General features: G+C 71.5%; 28 protein-coding genes. 9 read left to right on the top strand and 19 right to left on the bottom strand.

Annotated features, from left to right (window positions below):
* The first annotated feature begins 23 nt into the window (after positions 1–23).
* The 3 genes from otnK to HQQ78_RS07035 are packed head-to-tail and all read left to right on the top strand — an operon-like array spanning position 24 to position 2,778.
* Positions 24–1,286, top strand: a complete 1,263-nt coding sequence (gene otnK, locus HQQ78_RS07025; RefSeq protein ID WP_173151829.1) for a 3-oxo-tetronate kinase — start codon at positions 24–26, stop codon at positions 1,284–1,286.
* Positions 1,283–1,960: a class II aldolase/adducin family protein gene (locus tag HQQ78_RS07030; RefSeq protein ID WP_173151831.1), complete on the top strand. Its 678-nt coding sequence runs from the start codon at positions 1,283–1,285 to the stop codon at positions 1,958–1,960. The genes otnK and HQQ78_RS07030 overlap by 4 nt, the downstream gene beginning before the upstream one ends.
* Before the next feature lie 20 nt (positions 1,961–1,980).
* Positions 1,981–2,778, top strand: a complete 798-nt coding sequence (locus HQQ78_RS07035) for a DeoR/GlpR family DNA-binding transcription regulator (protein ID WP_056047159.1) — start codon at positions 1,981–1,983, stop codon at positions 2,776–2,778.
* A gap of 72 nt (positions 2,779–2,850) precedes the next feature.
* Here the strand turns inward: HQQ78_RS07035 and opgC are convergent, their stop codons facing one another.
* From opgC to HQQ78_RS07060, 5 genes are read right to left on the bottom strand one after another with little or no spacing between them, the layout of a single operon-like run.
* Entirely contained in the window at positions 2,851–5,397 is a 2,547-nt protein-coding gene (opgC, locus tag HQQ78_RS07040; RefSeq protein WP_173151833.1) for an OpgC domain-containing protein, read from the bottom strand.
* A complete protein-coding gene (locus HQQ78_RS07045) occupies positions 5,385–5,804 on the bottom strand; it encodes an ATP-binding protein (RefSeq protein ID WP_082460371.1) in 420 nt (139 codons plus the stop codon). The genes opgC and HQQ78_RS07045 overlap by 13 nt, the downstream gene beginning before the upstream one ends.
* On the bottom strand, positions 5,797–6,129 hold the full coding sequence (locus HQQ78_RS07050) for an STAS domain-containing protein (RefSeq protein ID WP_056047165.1): 333 nt from the start codon (positions 6,127–6,129) through the stop codon (positions 5,797–5,799). The genes HQQ78_RS07045 and HQQ78_RS07050 overlap by 8 nt, the downstream gene beginning before the upstream one ends.
* Positions 6,126–8,075: a glycosyltransferase gene (locus tag HQQ78_RS07055; RefSeq protein WP_267659719.1), complete on the bottom strand. Its 1,950-nt coding sequence runs from the start codon at positions 8,073–8,075 to the stop codon at positions 6,126–6,128. Before HQQ78_RS07055 ends, HQQ78_RS07050 begins: the two co-directional genes overlap by 4 nt.
* Before the next feature lie 59 nt (positions 8,076–8,134).
* A complete protein-coding gene (locus HQQ78_RS07060; RefSeq protein ID WP_173151835.1) occupies positions 8,135–9,334 on the bottom strand; it encodes a GAF domain-containing SpoIIE family protein phosphatase in 1,200 nt (399 codons plus the stop codon).
* 166 nt (positions 9,335–9,500) lie between these two features.
* Here HQQ78_RS07060 and HQQ78_RS07065 point away from each other — a divergent pair, with 166 nt between their 5' ends.
* Together HQQ78_RS07065 and HQQ78_RS07070 are read left to right on the top strand one after the other, a co-directional pair.
* Positions 9,501–9,746: a type II toxin-antitoxin system ParD family antitoxin gene (locus tag HQQ78_RS07065; protein WP_056047170.1), complete on the top strand. Its 246-nt coding sequence runs from the start codon at positions 9,501–9,503 to the stop codon at positions 9,744–9,746.
* An 11-nt stretch (positions 9,747–9,757) separates the two neighbouring features.
* Positions 9,758–10,060, top strand: coding sequence for a type II toxin-antitoxin system RelE/ParE family toxin (locus HQQ78_RS07070; RefSeq protein WP_307785020.1), 303 nt, complete (start codon positions 9,758–9,760; stop codon positions 10,058–10,060).
* A 56-nt stretch (positions 10,061–10,116) separates the two neighbouring features.
* On the opposite strand, the gene HQQ78_RS07075 is transcribed toward HQQ78_RS07070, so the two are convergent.
* The 8 genes from HQQ78_RS07075 to HQQ78_RS07110 all read right to left on the bottom strand — a co-directional run bounded on the left by HQQ78_RS07075 (position 10,117) and on the right by HQQ78_RS07110 (position 14,518).
* Entirely contained in the window at positions 10,117–10,725 is a 609-nt protein-coding gene (locus tag HQQ78_RS07075; RefSeq protein WP_173151838.1) for a hypothetical protein, read from the bottom strand.
* Positions 10,726–10,802: 77 nt separating this feature from the next.
* The gene (locus HQQ78_RS07080; RefSeq protein ID WP_371740387.1) at positions 10,803–11,150 is read right to left on the bottom strand and encodes a hypothetical protein; all 348 of its coding nucleotides are present in this window, start codon (positions 11,148–11,150) and stop codon (positions 10,803–10,805) included.
* Positions 11,151–11,215: 65 nt separating this feature from the next.
* The gene (locus HQQ78_RS07085; protein WP_173151840.1) at positions 11,216–12,274 is read right to left on the bottom strand and encodes an Asp23/Gls24 family envelope stress response protein; all 1,059 of its coding nucleotides are present in this window, start codon (positions 12,272–12,274) and stop codon (positions 11,216–11,218) included.
* Positions 12,275–12,371: 97 nt separating this feature from the next.
* Complete coding sequence (locus tag HQQ78_RS07090) at positions 12,372–12,974, bottom strand: hypothetical protein (RefSeq protein ID WP_159825710.1); 603 nt, start codon at positions 12,972–12,974, stop codon at positions 12,372–12,374.
* Positions 12,971–13,549 (bottom strand): DUF6286 domain-containing protein, encoded by a 579-nt coding sequence (locus HQQ78_RS07095; protein ID WP_173151841.1) that lies wholly within the window; start codon positions 13,547–13,549, stop codon positions 12,971–12,973. The genes HQQ78_RS07090 and HQQ78_RS07095 overlap by 4 nt, the downstream gene beginning before the upstream one ends.
* A complete protein-coding gene (locus HQQ78_RS07100) occupies positions 13,546–13,899 on the bottom strand; it encodes a hypothetical protein (protein ID WP_043597627.1) in 354 nt (117 codons plus the stop codon). The genes HQQ78_RS07095 and HQQ78_RS07100 overlap by 4 nt, the downstream gene beginning before the upstream one ends.
* Entirely contained in the window at positions 13,896–14,084 is a 189-nt protein-coding gene (locus HQQ78_RS07105; protein WP_043597628.1) for a DUF2273 domain-containing protein, read from the bottom strand. Before HQQ78_RS07105 ends, HQQ78_RS07100 begins: the two co-directional genes overlap by 4 nt.
* Positions 14,081–14,518, bottom strand: a complete 438-nt coding sequence (locus tag HQQ78_RS07110; protein WP_056047193.1) for an Asp23/Gls24 family envelope stress response protein — start codon at positions 14,516–14,518, stop codon at positions 14,081–14,083. The genes HQQ78_RS07105 and HQQ78_RS07110 overlap by 4 nt, the downstream gene beginning before the upstream one ends.
* Before the next feature lie 175 nt (positions 14,519–14,693).
* Here HQQ78_RS07110 and HQQ78_RS07115 point away from each other — a divergent pair, with 175 nt between their 5' ends.
* The 3 genes from HQQ78_RS07115 to HQQ78_RS07125 are packed head-to-tail and all read left to right on the top strand — an operon-like array spanning position 14,694 to position 16,278.
* Positions 14,694–15,341 carry an RNA polymerase sigma factor gene (locus HQQ78_RS07115; RefSeq protein WP_371740388.1) on the top strand — a complete coding sequence of 216 codons (648 nt, stop codon included), beginning with the start codon at positions 14,694–14,696 and terminating at the stop codon, positions 15,339–15,341.
* On the top strand, positions 15,338–15,946 hold the full coding sequence (locus tag HQQ78_RS07120; protein ID WP_159825708.1) for an Asp23/Gls24 family envelope stress response protein: 609 nt from the start codon (positions 15,338–15,340) through the stop codon (positions 15,944–15,946). Before HQQ78_RS07115 ends, HQQ78_RS07120 begins: the two co-directional genes overlap by 4 nt.
* Positions 15,943–16,278 (top strand): hypothetical protein, encoded by a 336-nt coding sequence (locus HQQ78_RS07125; protein WP_173151843.1) that lies wholly within the window; start codon positions 15,943–15,945, stop codon positions 16,276–16,278. Before HQQ78_RS07120 ends, HQQ78_RS07125 begins: the two co-directional genes overlap by 4 nt.
* Positions 16,279–16,377: 99 nt before the next feature.
* Here the strand turns inward: HQQ78_RS07125 and hxlA are convergent, their stop codons facing one another.
* Positions 16,378–17,001, bottom strand: a complete 624-nt coding sequence (hxlA, locus tag HQQ78_RS07130; protein ID WP_043597635.1) for a 3-hexulose-6-phosphate synthase — start codon at positions 16,999–17,001, stop codon at positions 16,378–16,380.
* A gap of 176 nt (positions 17,002–17,177) precedes the next feature.
* On the opposite strand from hxlA, the gene HQQ78_RS07135 reads away from it, so the two are divergent.
* Positions 17,178–18,029: a LuxR C-terminal-related transcriptional regulator gene (locus HQQ78_RS07135; RefSeq protein WP_254065010.1), complete on the top strand. Its 852-nt coding sequence runs from the start codon at positions 17,178–17,180 to the stop codon at positions 18,027–18,029.
* 230 nt (positions 18,030–18,259) lie between these two features.
* Here the strand turns inward: HQQ78_RS07135 and HQQ78_RS07140 are convergent, their stop codons facing one another.
* From HQQ78_RS07140 to HQQ78_RS15835, 5 genes are all read right to left on the bottom strand, one after another.
* Positions 18,260–19,321, bottom strand: coding sequence for an ABC transporter permease (locus tag HQQ78_RS07140; protein WP_173151844.1), 1,062 nt, complete (start codon positions 19,319–19,321; stop codon positions 18,260–18,262).
* Positions 19,318–20,409, bottom strand: a complete 1,092-nt coding sequence (locus HQQ78_RS07145; RefSeq protein WP_173151846.1) for an ABC transporter permease — start codon at positions 20,407–20,409, stop codon at positions 19,318–19,320. The genes HQQ78_RS07140 and HQQ78_RS07145 overlap by 4 nt, the downstream gene beginning before the upstream one ends.
* The gene (locus tag HQQ78_RS07150; RefSeq protein WP_173151848.1) at positions 20,406–21,980 is read right to left on the bottom strand and encodes a sugar ABC transporter ATP-binding protein; all 1,575 of its coding nucleotides are present in this window, start codon (positions 21,978–21,980) and stop codon (positions 20,406–20,408) included. Before HQQ78_RS07150 ends, HQQ78_RS07145 begins: the two co-directional genes overlap by 4 nt.
* A 117-nt stretch (positions 21,981–22,097) precedes the next feature.
* Positions 22,098–23,081, bottom strand: coding sequence for an ABC transporter substrate-binding protein (locus HQQ78_RS07155; protein ID WP_173151850.1), 984 nt, complete (start codon positions 23,079–23,081; stop codon positions 22,098–22,100).
* A 171-nt stretch (positions 23,082–23,252) separates the two neighbouring features.
* Positions 23,253–23,783 carry an ATP-binding cassette domain-containing protein gene (locus HQQ78_RS15835; protein WP_371740389.1) on the bottom strand — a complete coding sequence of 177 codons (531 nt, stop codon included), beginning with the start codon at positions 23,781–23,783 and terminating at the stop codon, positions 23,253–23,255.
* Positions 23,784–23,847: the final 64 nt, after the last annotated feature.

Consider the following 23,847-nt stretch of genomic DNA (forward strand, 5'->3'; position numbering starts at 1 on the left):
CGCCCGCCACCGAGAGGTCCCGCATGTTGATAGGTGCCGTCGCCGACGACTTCACCGGAGCCACCGATCTCGCCTCGGGCTTCCGCCGCCGCGGCCTCGAGACGGTCGTCGTCGTCGACCCCGCCGCCGTCGAGCCGGCGACGTACGCCGGCGTCGACGCGGTCGTGGTGGCCCTGAAGACCCGAACGGCCCCGGTCGACGAGGCCGTCGCGCGGTCCACCGCCGCCCTGTCCTGGCTGGTCGAGGCGGGTGCCGAGCGGTTCGCCCTGAAGTACTGCTCGACCTTCGACTCGACCGACGAGGGCAACATCGGGCCCGTCCTCGACGCCTTCCGCGACCGGCTCGGGGTCGAGCGCGTGATCGTCGTCCCCGCGTTCCCCGCCAACGGCCGGACCGTCCGAGAGGGTCGCCTGTTCGTCGGCGACGACCTGCTCGAGGACTCACCGATGCGTCACCACCCGTTGACGCCCATGACGCGCTCGAGGCTGCGCGACCTGCTCGCGCCGCAGACCCGGGCCACCGTCACCGAGGTCCCCCTGCGGGACGTCCGCGCCGGGGCCGACGCCCTCCGTTCGACCCTCGACGACGCTCCGGCCGGCTATCTCGTCGTCGACGCGGTGGACGACGACGACCTCGTGACCATCGGCCGCGCGACGGCACACCACCGCCTCCTCAGCGGCGGTGCGGGCCTCGCCCTCGGCGTCGGTGCCGACGACGCCCCCGCCCCCGCCCTGCCCGCCGAGTTCTCGCACGTGACCGGGCGCCGCCTGGTGGTCTGCGGTTCGGCGTCCGCCGCCACCCGTGGCCAGATCGCCCACGCGGCGGCCACGCACCCCACGCGCAAGGTCGACCTCGAGGCCGCCACGGCCGACCCCGCGGCCGAGATCGCCGAGTTGACCGCGTGGGTGCGCGGCCTCGACGCCGACGCGGTCCCCGTCGTCTACTCGGTCGTCGACCCGTCCGACGTCGTGGCGGCCACCGACCGCGCCACGTCCGACGCCACCCCCGACGCGGCGGCCCTGGTCGAGACGGTCCTGTCGACCCTGGTGCACGACCTCGTCGCCGACGGCACCGTGGGGCGGGTCGTCGTCGCCGGTGGCGAGACCAGCGGCGCCGTCGTCACGGCGCTCGGGGCACCCGCCCTGGTCATCGGACCACCGCTCGGCCCCGGCGTCTGCTGGAGCGCCGCGACGACGAGCGGCGGCCGACCGGTCGCCCTCGTCCTGAAGAGCGGCAACTTCGGTGCCGCCGACCTGTTCTCGACCGCCTGGGAGGCCCTCTCGTGACCGCCACGACCACGAAGTCCGCGAAGACCGCGGCCGAACGACTCGTCGACGCCGGCCGCGCCCTCGTCGCCGCCGGTCTGAGCCCCGGCAGCTCGGGCAACGTCAGCGTCCGCGACGGTGAGCACCTGCTGATGACCGGCACGGGCACCATGCTCGGGTCGCTCACGGTCGACGACCTCTCGGTGCTCGCCCTCGACGGCACGGTGCTCGCCGGCCCCAAGCCGTCGAAGGAGGTCGCCCTGCACCTGGCGCTCTACCTCAAGAACCCCGGGCACCGGGCCGTCGTGCACGTCCACTCCCCGTCCGCGGTCGCCCTGTCCTGCCTCGAGCCCTGGTCCGAGCACTGCGCCGTGCCCCCGCTGACGCCGTACTCGCTCATGCGGGTCGGCCAGGTCCCGCTGCTGCCCTTCGTCGCCCCCGGCGACCCGGCCATGGGGTCGTTGGTCACCGACAGTCCGCTGCCGTTCCGCGCCGCACTGCTGTCGAACCACGGCAGCGTCGTGAGCGGCGAGGACGTCGACCGGGCCGTCCTCGGTGCCGTCGAGGTCGAGGAGGCCTGCCGGATCGCCCTGCTGACCCAGGGCGCCGACCGCCGCCTCATCCCTGCCGACCAGGTGGCCGCCATCACCGCGGCGTCCGGCATGCCGTGGACGGGTCCCACCGCACTAGGCTGACCGACGCGAGAAAGGCCGACGTGTCCCCCACAGCCCCCCTCATCCCCGAGCAGCGGCGCGAGAGCATCGTCGAGCACCTGCAGCGCGAGCGCGTCCTGAGCTACCGGCAGCTGACCGACCTCCTCGGCGTCAGCCAGATGACGGTCCGACGCGACGTCGCGACCCTCGAGGACGAGGGTCGCGTCACGGCCACGCCCGGCGGGGCCAAGCTCACCCCGCGACTGCTGGTCGAGGCGAGCCGGGACGTCAAGCAGGACGTCGACGTCGCCCAGAAACGGTCCATCGCCCGCGAGGCCGCGGCGCTCGTGCGCGACCACATGACCGTCTACCTCGACGCCGGCACGACCGTGCAGGCGATGCGCGAGCACCTCGACGACCTCACCGGCCTGACGGTCGTCACGAACGACCTCGCGACCGTCCGGTCGTTCTTCGACCACCCCGACGTCGACCTCATCGTCGTCGGGGGCCGGGTCGACAGCGCGAACCAGTCGACGCTGGGGCGGCTGACCCGGTTGACGCTCACCGAGCTGTCGCTCGACCTCGCCTTCATCTCGTCGAGTTCGTGGGACCTCACGCACGGCGTCACCACGCCGGTCGAGGCCAAGGTCGAGGTCAAGCGGGCCGCGCTCGAGGTCGCCGAACGCTCGGTGCTCGTCGCGGACAGTTCGAAGTACGGGCGCTTCGGCAAGTACCGTGCCCTCCGCCTGGCCGAACTCGACACGATCGTGACCGACGACCGCCTGGGCGACGAGGCGACGGCGGCCCTGGTCGACGCCGGTCTCGACCTCGTGGTCGCCGCCCCGGGCGAGCCCGCCTGACGCGAGTTCCCGGGGACGCAGGAGGCGCGGGTCACGCGACCCGCGCCTCCTGCGTCCCCGGCGGCCCGCCGCTCAGCGGGGGATGACCGAGAACAGGAACTTCTTCTTCACCATCACCCAGAGCAGCAGCACCGAGACCACGTGGACGATCGTGCCGACGACCACGTCCGAGCGGTCCAGCCCGGGGATCGACGCGACGGCGAGCACGAAGAAGACCTGCCAGATGAACACGTAGAGGCTGGCCTGCCCGAGGGGGACGTAGAACCAGCCGAGAGCCGCCGAGATCGGCTTCCAGAACACCGTGAGGATCGCGTAGACGCAGACGACCACGAGGGCCACGTCGACCAGCCGGCCCCACTGCATGTCGACCCGCTGGTAGCCGGTCGCGTACAGCGTGTCGTAGAGGCCCGCCGGGATCGGCCCCGGGGCGAACCCGTAGGCGTGCCCGGCCCAGATCAGCGCGAGGAACCCGGCGTAGCCGACGACCCCCACGCCGACCAGCACCTTGCCGAGGCGGGTGGTCAGCGCCGCCACGATCCGACGCCGGTACCAGCCGATGACGAGACCGTGGGTGAAGAGCACCTGCCAGGCGAAGAGCGGGAACACCGGCTCGAACTGCGACGGCAGGAGGTGGACGTCGGGGAAGACCACCCCGACGGCGTAGACCGCCCAGCTGAGCAGCAACACGGCCCACCAGGCACGCCGCTTGATCGCCCACATCAGGGCGGGGATCGTCAGGCTCAGCACGACGAACAGGCCCATGATGTTGAACGGCCACGGCCCCATCTCGAGCAGCAACAGCTGACGCACGGCGTACCACGGCGGCGGGTAGTCGAGCAGGCGGTCGACGTTCGGGTACAGGTCGTAGACCCGCCCCTCCGCCGAGGTGCCGGTCATGCCCGTGCCGCGGTCGGTGAAGGTCGTGACCGCGTCCGTGTTCAGCAGCGGCACGAAGCTCAGCGCGAAGACGACCAGGATGACCGCGAGGGTCACGACGTACTGCTTGCGCGCCCGGACGAAAGCGCCGATCGCGGCGGCCTTCTCGCCGTACTTCTTGATGCCGAGCGGGTAGACCATGCCGAGCACGATGCCGCTGAGGAACACGAACATCTCGGCGCCCGTGATCGCCCCGACGGCCTTCAGCGTGACGAACGAGAACGGCCCCGCGACCTCGATGTGCGTGATGACGACGGCCAGGATGATGAACCCGCGGAAGAGGTCGATGCGCAGGTCGCGGCCGGGTGATCCGTCGTCGGGGTAGCGCCAGCGGGGCAGCAGGCGCCCGACGACGCCGCTCACCAGGAAGACGAGGGCGAGCACCACGGCACAGGCCACGATCCAGCCCATCTCGTCGCCGCCGCCGTCGCGGACCTGCACGGTCGCGGCGTCGCCGTCGGTCGAGGTCACGCGGTCGGTGACCGGCCCGAGGTCGATCCGGTCGGACGCCTCGAGATCGGTGCGCAGCGCCCCGGCGATGCCCGACTCGGCCGTGGCCCGCCAGTCGACGGGTCGGTCGCCCGCCTCGGCCTCGTCCCGCTCGACCTCGAGCCAGGTGACGCCGGAGATCCGGTCGTGGGTCGGCAGGGCGTCCAGCACCTGACGCCACCAGCCCTGCTTGACGTCGAGCTCGGGGGCACCGTCGAACCCGGCGGCGTAGAGGGCGCCCGTGTCGAGCAGCATGGGTCGGTCGCGCCCCTCGGCGAAGCGCTCGTAGAACGTCGACGGCTGAGCCTCGGTGTAGCCCCAGGTCTCGTCGAAGCGTGCCTCGACCTCGCCCGCCGCCGGGGCCTGGTTCTCGACCAACGGCACCGACGTGCCGGCGGCCGTCGAGGCGCTGCCCTTGGCGAAGAAGAACATCGACTGGCCGACCCAGTCGACCGCGTCGTCGCCGGGGTAGTAGGGCCCGTACGGGTCGTCGGCCTCGGTGACCCGCCCGTCGTCGTTCGTGTCGAGCAGGTCGACGTCGCCCGAGGGGGTCTCGGTGAGGCGGCCGACGGCGTCCGCGAACGGATAGCCCGCACCGTAGGACGGAGCCCACACCATGCGGGCCTGCGAGTCCCCGGCGTGCACGACGTCGGCGAGGGCCCGGAACGCCCCGACGAACGCCGTGGGCTGCTGCCCCCAGCGCTGCCAGTTGCCGTTCATCTCGGGCGCGAAGCGCACCAGCTGGAGCGTGCCGTACTGCCGGTCGATCTCGGTCAGCAGGTCGTCGGCCCGGCGCGCGTCCGCGGCGTCCAGGTCGGCGAGCCGCCCGGTGGGCTCCAGGCTGACCACGAGCACGGCGCCCTGGGCGGCCGCGGCACGGGCCGACCGGCGCCACTCCTCGACCGCGCCCTGGTCGAGCGGGTAGTCGATGTTGACGCCGTACAGCGACGGCGTCGCGCCGAGTCGACCGGCGTAGCCGTCGGGTCCGTCCGAGCCCCAGTCGAGGTCCGGGCCGAACCACGTGTCCGAGGGTTCAGGAGGCGCGGCGGCGGCCGACGCGGACGTCGCGTCCCCGAGCACCGCCGGCCCCAGCACCAGCGGCACGAACGCCGCGACGGCGAGCAGGGCCGCGCCGATCCGGCGGGCCGCCCGCCGACGTGGCACCGTCGCCGACGGGTGCCTCAGCGTCGGCACACGAGCGTCCACACGTTGCGGCCGTCCTCGTGGCGGTAGTCGAGGCTCTCGAGGCTGAGGAGCGCCAGGGCCAGGCCGCGACCGTCCTCGTCCTCGAGGTCGGCCATCGAGACGGCGCTGAGGTCGATCTCGCTGGGCATGCCGTTGTCGTGGAAGACGGCCGTCAGCCGGTCGTCGGTGGCGGAGAGCTCGAGGGTGAAGCGGCGACCGCGGTCGGCCTCGGACCGGCGCGAGTGCTCGACGACGTTCGCCGCGATCTCGACGATCGCGGTCTCGAACGAAAAGCGCGTCTCGAGCGAGTCGTCGCCGAGCGAGGTCCACCACGCCTCGAAGGCGTTCTGCACCAGGTCGATGCTCTCGGGTTCGACGGCCACGTCGATGACGACGGGGCCGGGACGCTCAGTCATCGAGGGCGGCCGAGACCGAGGCGCGGGGCTTGAGGATGCGGTCGAGGTTCGTGAGGCGCAGCACCATCGAGACCTGCTCGGTGGGGGCCACCAGCCGTAGGTCTCCCCCGGCCTGGCGTGCCGACTTGAGGCACGACACGAGGGCCCCGAGGCCCGACGAGTCCACGAAGGTCGTGCCCGAGAGGTCGACGATGATGAGGCGGTCGCCGGCCGCGAGACGCGCGGCCACCTCGTCGCGGAGTTGTGGTGTCGAGACCACGGTGAGGCGCCCCTGTGGGGAGAGCACGCAGCCGCCTTCGACGGCCTCGACGGTGACGGTCATCATGATTGTTCCTTGTCGTGGGGTGCCGAGGGCCCCGGGTAGAGAACGGCCCGGACGATGATGCTGAAGATCACCAGGTCGAAGAGCACCCAGGCGATGTTGACGAGCGGCGCGAGGCCCTCGGCCTGCCCGGTGGCGTAGCGGACGCCGACCAGGACGAGTGCGGCGACGAGGCAGGCGACGGCCCAGATCTGCGGTCGGACGAGGTCCCACCGGGGGCCGGTGGCCGCCTGCTTCGTCTTGGGCGTCACCGAGAAGCCGAGCGCGCGGCCGCGGTAGACGTTCTGGAACGCCGTGGTGACCGAGGCGATCCAGACCGGGAAGAGCGCCAGCGAGTACTGCTGCCCCCGCCAGGTCGGCCTGCCCGCCGCGACCACCCAGAAGAGCAGCTGGTTGAAGACCAGGAAGGGGATCAGGCGGGCGAAGAAGTCGACGCTGTAGGCCTGCACCGGCACGACGCCGAACGACAGGCAGAGCACGGGCGCCGCGATGTAGACCACGGCGGCGAAGCCCGAGAGGTAGCTCCACATGGTGGAGAAGTACATGAGGCGCTGACCCCACGACAGGCCCTTCTGCACGAGCGGGTTCTCGCGGAAGAACACCTGCATGGTGCCCTGGGCCCAGCGCAGTCGCTGCGTCATCATGGTCGCGAGGTCCTCGGGCGCGAGCCCGATCGCGAGGGTCTCGTCGTGGTAGACCGACCTCCAGCCCAACCCGTGGAGGCGCATCGCCGTGGCCATGTCCTCGGTGACCGAGATCGTGGCCAGGGGCATGATCGCCTGCGCCTCGGAGCCGCGGTCGACGTCGAGCGCCCCGACGAGCAGCGAGATCGACTCGATGGCGGCGAGCGGGGAGGACGACCGCTGCGCGAGCAGGTCGAGGGCCGCCTCGTCGAGGGCGTCGAACGTGTCGGGGCCGAGCGACATGGCGGCGAGCTCGGCGAGGTCGCCCTTCATGGCCGCGAGGTCGGCGTCGGCGAAACGGAAGGCGATCGTGTCGATGCTGCGCTGGAACCGGTAGGTGACGTCGCCGATGGACTCCCCCGCGGCGAACTCGGCCCGGGCCCGCTCGACCACGGTCTCGGCGTCGTCCAACGCCTCGAGCACGCGGGGCTGGCCGACGGCCTCTTCGCGTGCCCGCACCAGCAGCTTGCGCGAGGTGCGGACGGCTCGACGCACGGCCGCCTCGACCTCGGTGACGTACCGCGCGACGCCCAACTGCATGAGCGCCTCCCGACGGAGGACCGCGTTCGACCCGCAGAAGAAGGCGCTGTTCCAGCCGTCCTTCGACTGCTGGATGGGGCCGTAGAACAGCGGTGCCTGACTGCCCAGGGGGTCGGACTCCGGCACGTTCTCGAACCACTGCGGCGTCTGCACGAGAGCGATCCGCTCGTCCTTGAAGTAACCGAGGGTGCGGTCGAGGATCTCGGGCTTCGGCACCTGGTCGGCGTCGAGGATCAGCAGGAACTCGCCCTCGGTCGACAGGAGGGCGTTGTTGAGGTTGCCGGCCTTCGCGTGGCGCGGCCGGTCGGCCCAGTCGTCGGACCGGGTGATGACGCCGATGCCCGCGGCCTCGGCGGCGGCACGGATCTCGGGGCGTCCCCCGTCGTCGAGGATCCACGTCGTGTGCGGGTAGTCGATGCGCTGCGCCGCGAGGGCGGTGCGCATGACGAGCTCGACCTCCTCGTTGTACGTGGTGACGAAGACGTCGACCGTGACGCGCGTCTCGAGGCCGTCGGGGTCGGGCGCGGTCGGCGGCTCGCCACGCTCACGCAGCCGCCAGGCCCCGAGGCCGAACAGGAGCGAGTCGATCACGCTGTACGTCTCGGCGAGGATCAGCGGCACCGCGATCCACCACGACGACCAGTTCACCGACGAGGTCCACCGCCAGACGATGTAGTTCAGGCCGGCGAGCGACGCCAGCAGGACCGCCACCCGGATCGTGACGATGCGGCGACCCGGGGTGGTCCGGTCGAGCAGCCGCTGGTCGCGGCGACTCAGGGTGTCGGTCACGCGCGACGGTCCATGACGACGACGGTGACGTCGTCGCGCGAGAGGCGTCGCTCGGTCAGGGCCGCCATCGACCCGAGCAGGCCGAGGCCGTCGGCACCGCCGGCACCGCCGGTGGCGGGCCGTGTCGCGAGCCGCCCGACCTCGAGGGCCCAGTCGAACTCGTCGTCGAGGACGTCGAGGACGCCGTCGCTCATGACGATCAGCTGGTCGCCGACGCCGAGGCGGGTCGTCTCGGTGACGTGCTGTTGCTGCTCGTCGAGCCCGAGCGGCAGCCCCGTGCCCGCGAGGTGCTGCACGCTGCCGTCGGCCCGGACGATGATCGACAGCCCCGCCCCGGCGTCGACGAACGAGAGTTCGTCCGTGTCGAGGTCGAGGACGGCGTGGAAGTACGTGACGAACGTCCCCGTGCGCTGCAGGTCGGTCCGCACGGCTCGTTCGATGCGGTCGACCGCGAGGCCGAGTTCGCGTCCGGCGGCGACCTGCGGTGAGGCCGCACGACAGGCCGCCCGGACGGAGGACCCGATGATGGCCGCCCCGACGCCCTTGCCCATCACGTCGCCGACGGCCACGTGCACGAACCGGCCGATGAGTCCGTAGTCGTAGTAGTCGCCCCCGACGTTCAGAGAGGGCAAGCAGATGCCCTCGACCCGGACGCCCTCGACCTCGAGGGGCTGGGCCGGCAACAGCGCCTGCTGCGTGGACCGGGCGGCCGAGGCGTCGGCGTCGGCGAGGAGCTCGACCTGGGCCCAGGCGGCCAGGTCGCGGAACTCGGCCATCTCGTCGTCCGAGAGCTGCCGGGGCTCGGCGTCCATGAGGCAGAACGACCCCACGACGTTGCCCGATCCGTCGCGCAGCGGGTGACCGGCGTAGAACCGCAGCCCGTTGTCGTTGAAGGCGCCCAGGTGGGCGAACCGCGGGTCGACGCGGGCGTCGTCGGTGGTGACGATCTCGCCCGTGTCGGTCACGAGGCTGCACGGGGTGTCGGTGCGCCCGGACTCGGGGTCGTCGAAGCCCGCCCGGCCGACGAAGAGCGCGCGCTCGTGGTCCATGACGGTGACCGACGACAGCGGCACCCCGAACACGGCCCGGGCGACGCGGGTCACGCGGTCGAGGCGGGCCTCGTGGCCCGACTCGACGATGCCGAGCGTCTCGACCGCTCGCTGCCGACGTTCTTCGCGGACTTCGTCCCTGATCACACGGCTCCCTCTCGCTGGGCGCGCCTGGTGGGAGCGTGCCGTCTCCGAACCCTGCAACGATGCCACAGAGCCCTCGCCGCGTCATGCCCACCATTAGGGGGACACCGAGGAGGCGCGGTGCCGGTCGACGCATGACAAACCTTGCCATCGCGCCTAGGATCGGTCCATGGCCACCATGAACGTCTCGCTGCCCGACGGTCTGAAGCACTTCGTCGAGGCCCAGGTCGACGAGCGCGGTTACGGGACGAGCAGCGAGTTCATCCGCGAGCTGATCCGTCGTGAGCAGGCGCGCGCCCGCCTCCGCGAACTCGTGGTGGACGGCATGGCGTCCGGGGCGGGCTCGGACCTCGACGAGCAGTACCTCGACCGCCTCCGTGACCGCGTGCACCGCGCCGGGGCCGACCGCGCGTGAGCCGCCGCGTCGTGACCTCGCGACGCGCCGACCACGACATCGAGTCGGCCGTCGACCACTACCTCGACGAGGGGGCGCACGCAGCCGCGCTCGACTTCGTCGACGCCATCGACGACGCGCGGTCGCTCATCTCGGCGCATCCCACCCTGGGGTCGGCCCGGTTCGCCGTCGAGACCGGGATCGACGGCCTGCGGAGCCTGGCGCTCCGCCGCTTCCCGTTCGTGGTGCTCTACACCGACGACACGGACGCCGTGCGGGTCCACCGGGTGCTGCACACCAGCCGAGACCTCCCGGTCGAGTTCTCCGGAGCCTGACGACCGAGGAGGCGGGGTGCCGGTCGACCGGCACCGCGCCTCCTCGAGGCCTCGCGTCAGTCGAGGAAGTCGAAGACGAGATCGAGCGATCGGGCGGGATCGATCGGAGCGGTCGACCCGGCCGGAGCCGCGACGATGACGCTCAGGAGCCCGTGGGGCGTCAGCAGGATCGACCCGCCCCCGACGACCGGTGACCCGTCCTGGGCCGTCGCGACGAAGGCGCGCCCGTCGAAGGCGTCGGCCCGTTCGTCCTCGACCTGCTCGAGGGACAGCCCGTCGACGCCACCCCCTGCGGGGACCTCCGCGTCCATGCCCGCCTGGTCGAGTTCCTGGACCGTGGCGATGAAGCCGACCCGGGACCCGTCGGCCTCGCTGGTCCACGTGCAGTTCGCCTCGTCGGACCCGATGGTCGAGGTTTCTGCCACGAGGGTCCGCCCCGTGACGAGATCGCCGAGGACGGCCCCCGCCGCCTCGCAGTCGGCGGGCAGGGTGAACTCGCCGGTCGGCTGGTCGGCGGCGTCCGCCGTGGCGGTCGCCTGCCCCGGGGACGACGACCGACCGGCGTCACCGGAGTCGGCGCCGCCTCCGGTGCAGCCCGCGAGCAGGAGGGTCACGGCGACGGCTCCGACGATGGTCGAGAGTGCGGGCGTGGTGGTGGTGCGCATGGTGGTCCCCCGGTGGTGCGCCGGACCCCTTCCGACGACCGCCTCAGCCTAGACGGGTCGGTCCACCTCGGGGCGGGTCAGCTGCCGGGCCAGAAGCGGGTGATCAGGTCCTGGATGAACGGGATCAGGTCCTGCACCTGGTCGACGCCGGCGATCGCGACGGCCACGAGGGGCCACAGCGACACCACGAGCGTCGAGATCACGGCCGCCACCCCGAGCACCCAGGCCAGGGCACCGTTGCGCACCTTCACGATGAGCAGCAGCAAGACCAAGGCCAGGACGTAACCGATGGCGATCGCCGCGACGATCGAGCCGACGGGCACGTCGAGGGCGCCGGCCGTGCCGCCGTCCGCCGCACCGATCAGGGTGAGCACGGGCAGCAGCACGCCGACGACGATCAGCACGCAGAGGACCACCGAGGTCACCAGGGCCGCCCAGACGGCCCGCGGCCGGGGGCGTCGGGTCGTCGTCGTCGTGCGCCGCCCGAACATCACTTCTCCGTCGTGGCGACGTCGTCGCCGTCGACGACGACCTGCGCGTCGCTGTCGGAGTCGACCTCGACCGTGACCCTCCCGCCGTCGACCGTCACGGTGACGTCGGCACCGTCGGCGTCGCGTGCGTCGCCCGAGGAGGCGCGGGTGGCGTCGCCGTCCGAGGCCCTGTTCTCGTCCACCGCGTCGGCCACGCCGTCGACGGCGTCGGCGGCCTTCTCGCGGGCGTCGGCGACGACCTCGGACGTCGTGTCCAGTGCGGCGTCGGTGGCGTCGGCGGTCGTGGAGCGGGCGTCCTCGCCACGGTCCGCCGCGGAGTCGAGGGCGTCGGCAGCAGCGTCCCGCGCCTGGTCGGCCACGTCGCGGGCATCGTCGGCGACGTCGTCCGCCTCGGCGGCCGCCTTCTCGCCGACCTCGCCCGCGGTGGCCTTCGCCTGCTCGGCGACCTCGCCGGCCTTGTCGCCCAGCTCGCGGGCCTTGTCGGACAGGTCGCCCGCGGCCGTCCGAGCCTTGTCGGACAGGTCGCCCGCGGCGGTCGCGGCGCGGTCGCGTGCCTCGCCGGCGGCGGCCCTGGTCTTCTCGCCGGCCTCCTTCGCCCGGTCGCCGGCGTCGGACACGGTCTGCTTCGCCTTGTCCGCGGCGGCGTTCACCTTGTCGGCGGCGTCCTCGTCCGAGTCGAACGGGCCGTGCACGTCCGTGACGGTGACGTTGACCGTGACCTCCTCGCCGTCGAGCTGCCCGACGGCGTGCTTGACCTGCGTCCGGACGGTGTCGGCGAGCGTGGTGACGTTCGTCGGGTACTCGGCGACGACGGCGATGTCGACCACGAGCCCCTCGTCGGTGGTGCCGGCGCGGACGCCGGGGACGGAGCCCGTGCCGATCGCCGTGCGCAGGGCGCCGGCGAGCCGCTGGGACGCGGTGCCGAGGGCGTGGACGCCCGAGACGCCGAGGACGGTGACGCCGATCGTGTGCTCGAGGACCTCTTCGGGCGAGGTGGCCCGGGTGGACGCCGCGGCGTCGATGTCGATGGGGGTGACGTGGTGGGTGGACTCGCTCATGAGACCGGCCTTTCATCGTGGAACGTGGGTGGGGCGACGGACGGCCCCCGTCCTCGGGTCGAGGGCGAGGGCCGTCCGTGCGGTGGGGCGAGGGAGGTCAGTCGAGCCGCGTCGCGGACGACATCTGGCTGCGCAGACCACCGTTGATCTGGATCACGACGGGCGTCTCGGTCCCGAGGACGCCGTCCCAGTGGGCGACGGCCTGGTCGATGCTCCGGCGGATGTCGGTCGGCGAGACGCCGCGACGCGCGTTGGCGGTGACGCGCAGGACCGACTCGCGCTTGACGCGGAAGGCGGTCACGTCCACCGAGACGATGCCCGGGGTGTCGGCCAGCGCCTCCTCGAGGACCTGTTCGGCGACCTTCGCGTCGACGACCAGGCGACCACCGGTGGTCTGGTCGCGACGCGACCCCTCGTCGACGGTGAGCAACGTGCCGGTCTGGCCGTGTCCCTGTCGCAGGGCGAACCAGGCGAGCAGGACGATCAGCACGAGGCTGGCCGCCGCGACCACCCAGAGGATCCACGGCTGGTCGCCGAGGGCGTCGGTCGCGGGGCCCCTCGCATCGGAGGCACCCTGCGAGACGGTCTCCTGGACGTCGGGCAGAAGGGCCCCGACGGCGACGGCTCCGCCGGCGAGCAGCAGCACGAGGCCGATGACGAAGACGACGATGCGGTTCAGAGCGCGATTGGTGCTGTTCATGACCCGACCGTTCCTTTCTCGGACAGCTTGACCTTGTGACGCAGGGCCGGGCTGAAGTCGTAGGCGCCCAGTTCGTCGCGGACGGCTTCGTCGATGCTGCGGACGTCGGTCTGACGGCCGGAGGTGCGGGTGACCTCGATCAAGGCGCTGCGCTTGCCCACGCTGACGCTGACCTGCGAGGGGTCGACGTCGCCGGCGTAGCTCGCGGTGCGGGCCAGCGAACGGGCGATGACCCGGTCGTCGACCACGGCCACGGTGCGCTCGGCCTTCGCGCCACGACGGCCACGACGGCCCGGCGCGAGCGCCACGACGATCAGGACGAGCCCGATCAGCGCGACGACGACCGCGACGGCGGTCAGCACGCCGACCGGCGCACTCGCGGCGTCCAGGGTCGAACCGACGAGGTCGGTCGGCGCCAGGAGCAGCGGAGCCGTCCCGACGGCGGCGAGGACCGCCTCGGTGCCGATCCACGCCAGGGCGACGATCAGCAGGACGGCGAGGGTGATGGCGATGCCGGCCCGCGACGAATGCGTCTCACGGCGCACGATGCGCTTGTAGAGCGATGCGGTGCTCATGCGACGCGCTTCCTCTCTCGGATGTCGGCACCGGTGATCTGCAGGTCGACCTTGTCGATGCTCGACCCGGTCAGCTGCAGCACGCGGTCACGGATGGTGGACTGGGCCGCCGTGAGGCGGTCCAGCAGGGTGCCCGAACGACGTTCGGAGACGCCCAGGGGCGAGACCCGGATGGGGGTCTTGGCGATCACGCTGAGAGCGCCGTCGTGGTCGGCCAGCTCGACCGACACCTTCGACGCGGAGACCTCGAGGGCCTCCGCGGTGACGGCCGAGACGACCCGACGCACGGCACGTGACGTGATCTTGTTCCGGCCGTGGAGGGCCCGGTCGGCCGTCACCGCCGCGGTCACGACGACCGCCGCCCGCGGAGTGCGTCGGCGAGGCCGCGGACGTCGAGCTTGCCCTCGACGACACGGCCGACGCCGAACCCGATCGCCATGGCGATCGCGACGAACACGAAGGCCCAGAAGCCGAAGGCCAGGGCGGTCAGCGCCAGGACGGCGCCAACCAGCATGCCGGTGGTCGTGGCGGTCACTTGACGCGGCTGTCGTCGGCGTCGTCGTCGTTGTCCTCGGAGGGGATGTACACGTCGGAGACGGTGACGTTCACCTCGGTGACCTCCATGCCGACGACCTGCGAGATGGCGTCGGTGACGGACTTGCGCACGTCGTCGGCGACCTTCTGCAGCTCGACGGGGTACTCGGCGACGATGACGATGTCGGCGGCGACCTGCTTCTCGCCGACCTCGACCGAGACGCCCTGGCCGCGGTCCTGCTGGTTGATCACGTTGCGGATCGCGCCGATGGCACGGGCGGCACCGTTGCCCAGGTCGTGGACGCCGCGCACCTCGCGGGCCGCGATGCCGGCGACCTTCGAGACGACGCCCTCGGCGATGGTGTTCTTGCCGGCGGCGTGGGACTGCGTGGTCTTGGCAGCGGCGGTGCTGGTGGAGGGGGTCACGTTGCTCATGGTTGCTCCTTGCTCTGGACCGGTGGGACCGGTCGGTGTCGGGGTGCCCGTGAAGCGGGTCACATCATTCAGACGCATGGGGCACGGCAGGTGTCATGGTGGGTCAGCCAGCTTTCAGGGAACGATTCACCGCCACTCACATTTCGGCCATCACGTCCCCCGATCCGGGCACGGGGTGGTAGTCAAGAGGCATGGCGCGGGCCGTCCGGTCCTCGTCGCCGGGGTCCCACCGCGTCCCGCCCCCGTCCGATCGCAGGAGGTCGTCATCACCACCGACGACCCCCTCCTCGACGCCGCGGACGCGACGCTGGCCGTCCGGGCCCGCGACGGCGACGTCCACGCCTACGAGGTCATCGCGCGCCGACACGGACCGCTGATGCGCGTGTACGCCGCGCGCCTCCTGGGCTCCGACCTCGAGTCGGACGACGTCGTGCAGGACGCCTTCATGACGGCCTGGCGACGCCTGGCCGACCTCGACGACCCGTCGCGGGTGCGCAACTGGCTGATGCGCATCGTCAGCAACAAGGCGGTCGACCGTATGCGCGTGCGACGCGACCACGACGACGTCGACCGGCTCGAGGTGTCGGCCCCGCGCCACGAGACGCCCGAACGCGTGGTCGAGGCCCGGTTGCAGCTCGACGCCATGTGGTCGGCCCTCGACAAGCTCCCCCTCGACCAGCGACGGTGTTGGCTGTTGCGTGAGACCGCCGACTACTCGTACGCGGACATCGCCGAGGCCCTCGACCTGCCCGTCTCGACGGTCCGGGGCAAGATCGCGCGGGCCCGGGTGTTCCTCATGACCGAGATGGAGGCGTGGCGATGACGACCGACGACCGCTCCCCCCTCGACGTGCCCGAGGACGACGACACGGTGGACGGCATCCCCGCCGACCGCCTCGCGGACTACCTCGACGCCGGACGCACGCCCCGCGACCCGGCCATCGAGGGCTCGGCGGCCTGCCGCCTGTACCTGCAGTCGTTGGCCCGGGTGCACGACCTGTCCCGCGCCTCCCTCGAGCACGAGGCCCGCCGCGAACCCGACCGGGACGGCGCCTGGATCGACGGCCTCCTCGACTCGATCCGTCGAGAGGTCGTCGGCGGACGGGTGATCCCGATCGGCCACCCCGACCCCGCGGTCCGGTTGAGCGTCACCGAGGCCGCGGCGCGCGGGCTCGTGCGACGGGCGGGCGACGAGCAGTCCGGCGTCGTGCTCGGGTCGACGACCTTCGACGGCGACCTGACGACGGCGGGGGCCGACGTGGTCGTGCGGGTGACCGCCGCGGCCCGGTACGGACTCGACCTCGGCGCCGTCGCGGACGAGCTGCGCACCCGCATCACCGAGACGCTGACGCGGCACACCGGGCTGACCGTCGTCCGGGTCGACGTGCTCGTCGACGACGTCTTCGTGGCGAGAGAGGACGACCGATGAGCGACGACCTGCTCTCCCGTGACCTGACCGAGGTGCTGCGCGGCGTCGAGGGCGTGGTCGACGTGTTCGACGCGCACCCCGTCGTCGAGGGGGCGGTGCGGGCCGTCGCGGCCGGCCTCGACCTCGCGGGCTCGACCGGCCTCGTCGAGATCTCGCGGACGGCCGGTTCGGTGTCCGTCACCGCCCACGTGGCGACCGGACTCGACGTCCCGACGCCCGAGACGCTGGCCCGGGCGGCCGACGCGCTGCGGGGACGCCTGGCCGCCTCCGGCGTGACGGGCGACGACGTCGTGGTGTCGGTCTCGGCCCGTCTGGTCGACGCATCCCGCTGACCGCGGGACGACGAGGAGGCGCGGTGCCGGTCCGACCGACACCGCGCCTCCTGCGCGTCAGCGCTCTCTCGTGAGCCGCTGCGGGTGGTGCTGGTGCTGCTACTTGATGGCGGCGCGGATCTCGGCGGCGGCACCGGCGACGTCGTCGGCCGAGTAGATCGCGGCACCGGCGACGGCGACGTCGGCTCCGGCGTCCTGGACCGAGCCGACCGTGGCGGCCTTGACGCCACCGGCGACCGAGAACGGCACGCCCGAGGCCTTGCCGGCCTCGAGCAGCTTCTCGAACGTGAAGCCTTCTTCGGCCTGCTCGTCGAGCCCGGCGTGCATCTCGACGAACTCGGCGCCGAGTGCGACGACCTCCTTGGCACGGGCGGCCTTGTCGCCGACGCCGATGAGGTCGACGACGATGCCCTTGCCGTGGGCCTTGGCAGCCTTGACGGCACCGGCGATGGTGCTGTCACCGGCGACGCCGAGCACGGTCACCAGGTCGGCGCCGGCCTTGAACGCCTCGCCGGCCTCGAGCTCGCCCGCGTCCATCGTCTTGAGGTCGGCGAAGACGATCTTGTCGGGGTGCGCCTCCTTGATCGCGGTGATGGCGCGGAAGCCCTCGGCCTTGATCAGCGGAGTGCCGAGCTCGATGATGTCGACGCTCGGCGCGGCGGCGGCGGCCAGCTCGAGGGCGGCGTCGGTGGTCAGGGTGTCCATGGCGAACTGCAGCTTCATGTGGTGCTCCTCGTGGGGGCGACGGGGCCCGATCGGGCCTCTGGTACGTCGTCGATCCCGTTGCCTTCGATCCTGGTCCGACGATGCTGTGAGAGCAGCCCCTCGACGGGGGCGTCCCACCCATCCGTTCGGGTAGGGAGGGTGGCGTCGGGTAGGCGGACGCCTAGGGTGGGCCCATGAGCCACACCGTGCACGACGTCCCCGGTCGGGCCGGTTCCGACACCCTGGCCCGCACCCTGGCGTCCGAGCACGCGCGGGCGACCGCCGACCTGGTCGACCGGCATGCGATGACGCTCGAGTCCGTGCTGGCCGCCCTGCGCTCGCGACGCCTCGACGACCGGGCGGCACGGACCGAGGCCATCGACGTCGCGGCGGGGGCCCTGGTCGCCCTCCGGACCGGGTCCGACCGTGACCGCGGGACCACCCTCGAGCCGGTCGTCGGGGCCTTCGCGCGCCTCCGGTCCGACCTTCGACCGCTCGTCCGCTTCGGCGACCTGGACGTTCAGTTCGTCGAGCCTCCGGCGACGGGTCGGGCCCTGCCGGGCGACGTCGCGCACGTGGCCCGGGCCGTCGTCCGGAACGCCGTGCTCACCTTCGTCGACGCGGGCGACGCACGTCGGGTGCGCATCCAGTGGGACTGCGACGGCCTGAACCTGCTGATCGCGATCCGTGACGACGGCGCGGGCGAGTTGACGGCACACGACGACGCGCTGCGGCCGATCACCGAGCAGGTCTCGGGGGTCGGGGGCGAGCTGACGGTGGCGTCGACCGTGGGGTGGGGCTCGGAGTTGACGGTACGCCTGCCGCTCGACCCGCCGCCGTCGAACGAGCCGTGGGAGCTGGTCGCGGCCCTGAGCGAGCGGGAACGCGAGGTGCTGCACCGGGTCGCGGCCGGCGACCGGAACCGCGACATCGCGGCGGTGCTCGGCATCAGCGACAACACGGTGAAGTTCCACGTGTCGAACCTGTTGCGCAAGCTCGGGGCCCGCAGCCGCACCGAGCTCGCCGCCCTCGCCTCGTCCCCCTGACCCGGAGGCCGCACTCTGCCCTCTCGCCCCCTGCGGCCGGTCGAGTGGGCAGAAAACGTCCTCCGTCTCGATCAGAAGGACATCTTCTGCCCACTCGGCGCCCGGGGTGCGGAGCCGACCCCCGTGGTGCCCGTGGCGAGCGACGCGGCTGGTGGAGTCAGAGAGGATCACCTCTCGCCAGCGATCATGCGGTGACAGTGGCTTTGGCCGTGGCGCGCGTCACGTCGTCGCTAGGTCCGCCGCCGCGCCATCACCGCGCGCTGGAGCAGCACGAAGACCAGGAGTATCCCGCCGGTGATGATGGTCGTCGCCTCGGGCGGGATGCCTCCGTCTCGCGTGATGAGCACGTTCATGAGGCCGAGCACGAGCGCTCCCACGACGGACCCGAGCACGAAGCCGACGCCGCCGGTGAGGAGGGTGCCACCGATCACCGTGGCGGCGATCGAATCGAGCTCCCACCCGATGCCGGTGATGTTCTGCGCGCTCCCGAGCCGGGCCGTGTAGATGACCGAGGCGAGCCCCGCCAGCGATCCGCTGATCACGTAGACGGCGAGCTTCGTGCGGCGCACCGGCAGGCCCATGAGGGCGGCCGACTGCTCCGACCCTCCGATCGCGTACACGGTGCGACCCAGACGCGTGCGGTGCAGCACGAAGAACGCGACGGCGACCACCACGAGCGCGATGAGCACGCCAGGAGTCGTCACGACGTCGTTCACCTTCGGACCGTCGACGACCTTCATGTTCGTCGCGAGCGAGCGGATGGGCGACTCGTCGGCGAGTCGCTCGGGCACCGTGCTGAGGATGGAGGCGAGGCCCCGTCCGAGGAACATCATCGCGAGCGTCGCGATGAACGGCTGCACGTCGAAGAACTGGATCAGCACGCCCGAGACGACGCCGGATGCCGTGCCGATGAGGATCATCAGCACCATCACGACCCAGGGGTTCCAGCCGGCGTTCGCGAGCAGCACGCCCGCGACGCTGCTGACCGCGACGATCGCACCGACGGAGAGGTCGATGCCCCCCGTGAGGATCACGAACGTGAGCCCCACGGCCAGGACGATCACATGGGCGTTGTTGATGAGCAGGTTCGACAGGGTCGCGGCCTGCACGATGCGGCCGTAGGCGATCTCTCCGTAGGCCAGCATCGCGATCAGGATCACCAGGGCGGCGACCGTCGGCAGGGAATCGAGTCGGAGCCGCATGCGGCGACGCGGTTCGAGGGGCCCGTTGCCGGGGCCCGGACCGGGGGTCGGCGTGGGGGTGAGGGGCGGGCGGATCGTCGTGGCGCTCATGCGGACACGGCCTCCTTCTCGGTCGACACGGAGGTCGGCGCCGGGCGGCGGCGCCTCGTGAACAGGGCGCGGACGCGCCGGGACTGCAGCAGCACGATCGCCACGATCACGATCGCCTTGAAGGCGGGCGTCGCCGAGGAGGAGACGCCGAGGAACACGACGGTCTTGTCGAGCGTCGCGATGAGGAGCGCCCCGACCGCGGCTCCGAGCAGGTGGAACTTGCCGCCGGCCAGCGACGTCCCGCCGATGACGACCGCGAGGATGGCGTCGAGCTCGAGTTGGTAACCGGTGCGCGAGACGTCGACCGTCATGACGCTGGACGTGGCGAAGATCCCGGCCACGCCGGCGAGCAGGCCGCTCCCGATGTAGGCGGTGAACAGGAGGGCTCGGCGGTCCAGCCCCGCGAGGCGCGCGGCCTTCGGGTCCATTCCGATCGCTTCGATCATGAGCCCCAGGGCGCTGCGCCGCACGAGGGCGGCGACGCCGAGCGTGATCAGCACGGCCAGCAGGAACACGACGGGTAGTCCGACGAGGTAACCGTTGGCGACCCAGCGGAAGGGCTCGTTGGCCGCGGCCGTGTTCTGGCCTCCCGTGATGACCTTGGCCAGGCCACGGCCGGCGAGCATGATCACGAGTGTGCTGATGAACGGCTGCAGCCCGACGACCGACACGAGCATGCCGTTGACCGCGCCGAGGACCCCGGCGATGAGGAGCGCCAGGCCCATCGCGGCGAGCGCGACGCCGAGGGAGTCGGAGCCGGCCGCCTTCAGGAACTCCATCGAGACGGCACCGGCGACGACCATGATCGAGCCGACGCTCAGGTCGATGCCGCCGGTGGCGACCACGAGGCACATGCCCACCGCGATCATGAGCACGGGGGCAGCGGCCCGGAGGATGTCGACGAGGTTGCCCACGAGGTTGCCCGTGTCCGGGTTGACGGACAGTGCGAGGTAACCGGGGTCCTTCGCCACGTTGATCGCCAGCAGCAGCACGATCGCGACCGTGCCCCAGACCCAGGGCCGGTGCAACAGGTCACCGAGCCCGTGGGCGCCCAGGCGCCTGGTCATGGTGGTCGTCGGGTCACTCATCGGGTTGCCTCCTCGGGCGTGGTGCGGGGGATGGTCTCGAGGGGGATCTCGGAGACGCCCTCCTCGGCGATGGCGGCGACGATGGACTCGGCGGTGACGTCCGGTCCCGCCGCGAGCTCGGCGATCTTGCGGTGGTCCTTCAGCACGACGATCCGATCGCTGAGCCGGACGACCTCCTCGAGCTCCGAGGAGATGAACACGACGGCGACTCCCGTGTCGGCGAGGGCGGCGACCTGTTCCTGGATCTCGGCCTTGGCACCGACGTCGATGCCGCGTGTGGGCTCATCGAGGATCAGCAGCTCCGGCTCGGTCGCCAGCCACCGGCCGAGCAGGACCTTCTGCTGGTTGCCGCCGGAGAGGTTACGGATGGGTCGATCGGGATCTGCGGGTCGCACGTTGAGCTCGGTGAGATATTTCGTCACCATGCGGTCCTTCTCCTTGGCCGAGAGCGGGCGGGCCCAGCCCCGTTTCGCCTGCACGGCGAGCACGAGGTTCTCGCGGACGCTCAGGTCGCGGATGATCCCCTCGTCTCGACGGTTCTCGCTCGAGAACGCGATGCGGTGCTTCAGGGCCTTCGCAGGGGACGAGATCGCCACGGGGACGCCGTCCATGGTCACGGATCCCGAGTCGGGGCGATCGACTCCGTAGAGGAGACGGGCGAGTTCCGTGCGGCCGGAGCCGAGGAGGCCGGCGAGGCCCACGACCTCGCCGCGACGCAGGTCGACGTCCGTCGCGTCGAGCGAGCCCTTGCGGCCGATCCCGGTGGCCCGGTAGACGGGCTCGCCCTCGGCGACCTGTCGGCTCGCCCGGTCCCGGTCGAGGGAGCGGAGGCTCTGCAGGTCCTTGCCGATCATCTCCGAGATGAGGCCGGCACGATCGATGTCTCGTGTGAGGTGCTCAGCCACGAACTTGCCGTTGCGCAGCACGGTGAGTCGGTCGCTGATCGCGAAGACCTGGTCGAGGAAGTGAGAGACGAAGAGGATGGCGACGCCTTCGTCACGAAGGCGTCGCATTACCCGGAAGAGACCTTCGACCTCGTCCGCGTCGAGGCTCGAGGTCGGCTCGTCGAGGATCAGCACCTTCGCCTCGACGACCGTGGCGCGGCTGATCGCGACGAGCTGCTGGAGGGCGAGGCTGAGCGACGAGAGGGGGGTGCGCGCGTCCAGGTGACCGAGTCCCACCCGCGCCAGGACCTCGGAGGCGGCGGCGTGCGTCCCCTTCCAGTCGATGCCGAACCGGCCGCGCTTCTCGTGGCCGAGCATGACATTCTCACCGATGGTGAGGTTGCTGCACAGGTTGACCTCTTGGTAGACCGTCGAGATCCCCGCAGCCTGCGCGTCCGCGGTGCCCGAGAGGCGACGTTCGACGCCGTCGACGACGACGCGTCCGGAGTCGATGGCGTAGACGCCCGTGAGCGCCTTGATGAGCGTCGACTTACCGGCGCCGTTCTCGCCCATCAGCGTGTGGACCTCGCCGGGGTAGAGACGGAGGTCGACCCCGTCGAGGGCTTTGACCCCGGGAAAAGCGATGGTGATGGCTTGCATCTCGACGATGGGGCCGGGTGCCTGCATGCGTTTAACTCCTTGTCTGCCGATGCTCACCCGCCCGCTGCCGTGGCAGCGGGCGGGTGGCGGGGGCGGCGAGGCGGACTCGTCCGCCTCGCCGCCGGGTGTGGCCGTGCGAACGGATCAGAACTTGCGGTCGGGAAGTGCCGCGGTGGCCGCCTCGGGCGAGTCGAACGTGGCCGACTGGACGACGATCGACGAGTCGACGGTCTCTCCGTCGAGCAGCTTCTGCACGGCGTCGAGCGCGGTCTCGCCGAAGAGGGGGTTGTACTCGGCGACGAAGCTGAGCTTCGACTCGGACAACGCCTCGAGGGCGCTCTTCGTGCCGTCGATGGTGGCGATCTTCACGTCCTTGCCGGGCGTGAGACCCGCCTCCTCGACCGCCTGCACGGCGCCGAGTCCCATCTCGTCGTTCTGGGCGAAGACCATCTGGACGTCGTTGCCGTTCGACTTCAGCACCGTCTCGAAGACGCTCTTGGCCTCTTCGGTCGACCAGTTGGCCGTCTGCGCGCCGATCTTCGTGAATGCGCTGTCTGCGCCGATCACCTCGTCCCAACCTTCGTTGCGTTCGTTCACGACCGAGACGCCCGCCGGGCCCTCGAGGGTGAAGTACTTGCCACCCTCGGGAAGCGCGCCCTTGGCCCACTCGGCGACGGACTCGCTGACGGCGATGTTGTCGGGCGCGATCCGGGTCGCGTAGAGCGAGGTGTCGTCCGGCTCGATGCCACGGTCGATGAGGACGACGGGGATCTCGGCTTCCTTCGCCCGCTCGAGCGAGTCCTCCCAGCCGGAGCCCTCGGTGGCCGAGAGAAGGATCACGTCGACACCCTCGTCCACGAACGACGTGAACGCGTCGATCTGCGACTTCTGGTCGTTGTTGGTCGCCGGGGCGTACTTCAGATCGAACCCGGCGTCTTTCGTGAAGGTGTCCTGGATGTTCGTCTCGTTGGCCTGACGCCAGGCGCCCTCGGGGCCGACCGCGACGAAGCCGACCGTTGCCAGGTCGTCACCGCCGTCCGTCGAACCGGTGCCGGAACTGCAGGCCGCGAGACCGAGGGCAATGGCCCCTGCGGCGGCGATGGTGGCGATGCGCCTCTTCGTGGACATGGATCTCCTCCTTGAGATGACCGGACGTCTTCGTCCGGTCGTGGCCATGGGGCCGGTCGTGCTGCGTGGGCTCGGGTGCTTCCGCGTGCTGGGAATGTTACCGGTAACAGTTTCGCGAGTGCAAGAGTGATCGAGAACATCCGCCCGTCGGGAAGGGATCGACTGCGAGCCTCAGCGGCGTGACGGCGCTGCAGGCGGCAGGAGGGGCCCGCCCTGCCACACCGGCGGGAAGTCGTCGCCCTCGTCGCTCTCGTCGTCCGGTGCGGCGATGAGCTCGACGAGGGTGTCGACCGTGACGCCCGGCCCGTTGCTGAGCTCGCCGATCTTCTCCCGGTCCTTGAGGACGACGATCCGGTCGCTCACCCGCACGAGCTCGTCGAACGCGCTCGAGATGAACACGACGGCGACACCCTCGAGCGCGAGCTGCGCGACGTGCGCCTGGATGTCGACCTTGGCGCCGATGTCGACGCCGCGCGTCGGCTCGTCGAGGATCAGCACGCGGGGCCGGATCGCCAGCCAGCGAGCGAGAAGCACCTTCTGCTGATTGCCGCCCGAGAGCTCGCCGGCGGGTGTCGCCGGATCGACCGGCGTGATGTCGAAGTGCTCGATGTGCCGCTCGACGAGGTCCTCGCGCTCGGCCTTGGAGAGCGGGTGCGCCCACCCACGCAGAGCCTGCAACGCGAGGATGATGTTCTCCCGCACGCTGAGGTCGTTGATGAGGCCCTCCGCCCCTCGATCCTCGATCCTCGGCAGACAACGCCACCCG

It is taken from the genome of Frigoribacterium sp. VKM Ac-2859 (assembly GCF_013204925.1).
GTDB lineage: Bacteria > Actinomycetota > Actinomycetes > Actinomycetales > Microbacteriaceae > Frigoribacterium.

Bases quoted from the DNA above. Each gene is read 5' to 3' on its own strand.
- otnK (WP_173151829.1), top strand. From the start codon at position 24: ATGTTGATAGGTGCCGTCGCCGACGACTTCACCGGAGCCACCGATCTC.
- HQQ78_RS07045 (WP_082460371.1), bottom strand. From the start codon at position 5,804: ATGACTGAGCGTCCCGGCCCCGTCGTCATCGACGTGGCCGTCGAACCC.
- HQQ78_RS07050 (WP_056047165.1), bottom strand. From the start codon at position 6,129: ATGATGACCGTCACCGTCGAGGCCGTCGAAGGCGGCTGCGTGCTCTCC.
- HQQ78_RS07065 (WP_056047170.1), top strand. From the start codon at position 9,501: ATGGCCACCATGAACGTCTCGCTGCCCGACGGTCTGAAGCACTTCGTC.
- HQQ78_RS07075 (WP_173151838.1), bottom strand. From the start codon at position 10,725: ATGCGCACCACCACCACGCCCGCACTCTCGACCATCGTCGGAGCCGTC.
- HQQ78_RS07085 (WP_173151840.1), bottom strand. From the start codon at position 12,274: ATGAGCGAGTCCACCCACCACGTCACCCCCATCGACATCGACGCCGCG.
- HQQ78_RS07090 (WP_159825710.1), bottom strand. From the start codon at position 12,974: ATGAACAGCACCAATCGCGCTCTGAACCGCATCGTCGTCTTCGTCATC.
- HQQ78_RS07095 (WP_173151841.1), bottom strand. From the start codon at position 13,549: ATGAGCACCGCATCGCTCTACAAGCGCATCGTGCGCCGTGAGACGCAT.
- HQQ78_RS07110 (WP_056047193.1), bottom strand. From the start codon at position 14,518: ATGAGCAACGTGACCCCCTCCACCAGCACCGCCGCTGCCAAGACCACG.
- HQQ78_RS07120 (WP_159825708.1), top strand. From the start codon at position 15,338: ATGACGACCGACGACCGCTCCCCCCTCGACGTGCCCGAGGACGACGAC.
- HQQ78_RS07125 (WP_173151843.1), top strand. From the start codon at position 15,943: ATGAGCGACGACCTGCTCTCCCGTGACCTGACCGAGGTGCTGCGCGGC.
- hxlA (WP_043597635.1), bottom strand. From the start codon at position 17,001: ATGAAGCTGCAGTTCGCCATGGACACCCTGACCACCGACGCCGCCCTC.
- HQQ78_RS07135 (WP_254065010.1), top strand. From the start codon at position 17,178: ATGAGCCACACCGTGCACGACGTCCCCGGTCGGGCCGGTTCCGACACC.
- HQQ78_RS07140 (WP_173151844.1), bottom strand. From the start codon at position 19,321: ATGAGCGCCACGACGATCCGCCCGCCCCTCACCCCCACGCCGACCCCC.
- HQQ78_RS07145 (WP_173151846.1), bottom strand. From the start codon at position 20,409: ATGAGTGACCCGACGACCACCATGACCAGGCGCCTGGGCGCCCACGGG.
- HQQ78_RS07150 (WP_173151848.1), bottom strand. From the start codon at position 21,980: ATGCAGGCACCCGGCCCCATCGTCGAGATGCAAGCCATCACCATCGCT.
- HQQ78_RS07155 (WP_173151850.1), bottom strand. From the start codon at position 23,081: ATGTCCACGAAGAGGCGCATCGCCACCATCGCCGCCGCAGGGGCCATT.